This is a genomic window from Sulfurimonas sp. (assembly GCF_014859695.1).
Classification (GTDB): domain Bacteria; phylum Campylobacterota; class Campylobacteria; order Campylobacterales; family Sulfurimonadaceae; genus Sulfurimonas.
On sequence record NZ_JACUTS010000173.1, the window covers coordinates 1 to 1,621 of the forward strand.

Sequence of the window (1,621 nt, forward strand, 5' to 3'; positions counted from 1 at the left end):
TCCTTCTTTTTAAACGCTCCGGTTTCACAGATAATAGTGTTCTCATCATAAAACGCTCTTCTTTTCTCTTTAATAGCGCTATTGTCATAGAGTGCAAAAAAGTAGGAGAGTATGGTTACAAATACAAAGGAGCCCATAAAGATAAAGGGTATCGTCCGTAGTGATGGTTTTTGATTCTTTTTTAAAGCCGAGAAGTGCAGCAGCACCAATGTAAAACCAAGGATGATTGAGAGTTTAAAGATTTCAAGAGCCACGCCATCGCCTTCTTCTGTTTTTATACAAAGTATAAGAAATGTGAGTGAAAGCGTGGTTTCGTTTTAGTGATACTGCATTGTCATATATAAAATGTGGTACAAATAACCAACTTATTCACACCATTTATGGTATGATTGTATAAAGCAATCGCACTATTTGAAGGAAAGAAGATTATGAAACGCTGGATTTGGCAACAAAGTGAATATCCAAACTTTACCTATGACCTAAAAAGATTAGAGAGTTTGATACAAAAAGTCTCTCTTGAGCAAGGATACTTAATCGCTCTTGCACAAACCATAGATAAAGACAATATTCTTCAAAGACGCTTTGAATCCTTGATGAATGAGGCTATAAGCACTTCTGCCATCGAGGGAGAGATTCTAAACCGCGATAGCGTAAAAGCCTCAATTCAAAAAAAGCTTGGATTCAAAGAGATACACTATAAAAAAATAGATGAGGCGACAGATTATCTTATAGAGATACTTATAGATGCAAATACTAACTATGACAAAGAGTTGACGATGGAGAGGCTATTTGGTTGGCACAATGCTCTCTTTCCAAAAGGATACAGTGGATTACGCAAAGTAAATACAGCATCATTTAGAGGCGAAGAGACCATGGAAGTAGTAGGAATAGAGCGCGGCAGAGAGGTGGTTTTTTACGAAGCGCCGCCTAGAGCTGACTTAAAGCATGAGATGCAGAGATTTTTAGATTGGTTCAATGCTGCCGAACCTAGTTTGATAAAAGCCTGCACTGCACATCTTTGGTTTGTTATAATCCACCCATTCGATGATGGAAACGGAAGAATCGCAAGGGCTATAACAGATTTGGTACTCTCCAAAATAGAAAACTCTAAGATCTCAAGACTATACTCTATGTCAAGTGCCATAAACACAGACAGAAAAGGCTATTACAGCGCACTTGAACATACTACTGGATATATAAATAAAGAGAGCAATCCTCTTGATATAACCCATTGGTGCGAGTGGTTTTTATCTACCCTGCATAATGCTCTTATTGACACTAAAAAAAAGCTTGACTATATAGTACAAAAAACAAAGTTTTGGGATAAACATAAAAATGATGAGCTTAATACAAGAGAGATAAAAGTACTTAATTTTATACTCGATATGGGAGCAGAAAATTTCCAAGGGAACTTGAGCAAAAAGAAATATATGAGCATCGCAGACACTGCATCGACAAATGCTTCAAGAGACATAGCACAACTCTTAGAGCTTGGCTGTATAAGACAAAAAGAGGGAACTAGCGGAAGAAATACTGCTTATGAGATAATCTTGGATTAGCCCTTAACACTCTCTATCTTTTGGCAGATCTCACGCATAACATACTCTAGTTTTTTTGCTTT

At 37.0% G+C, this 1,621-nt stretch carries 2 protein-coding genes; one reads left to right on the forward strand and one right to left on the reverse strand.

The window, feature by feature from the left end:
- Positions 1-254: hypothetical protein (locus tag IBX42_RS12450; protein WP_294933250.1), on the reverse strand; the 254-nt coding region annotated here is incomplete at its 3' end.
- A gap of 174 nt (positions 255-428) precedes the next feature.
- On the opposite strand from IBX42_RS12450, the gene IBX42_RS12455 reads away from it, so the two are divergent.
- The gene (locus tag IBX42_RS12455; protein ID WP_294933251.1) at positions 429-1,559 is read left to right on the forward strand and encodes a DUF4172 domain-containing protein; all 1,131 of its coding nucleotides are present in this window, start codon (positions 429-431) and stop codon (positions 1,557-1,559) included.
- Positions 1,560-1,621: the final 62 nt, after the last annotated feature.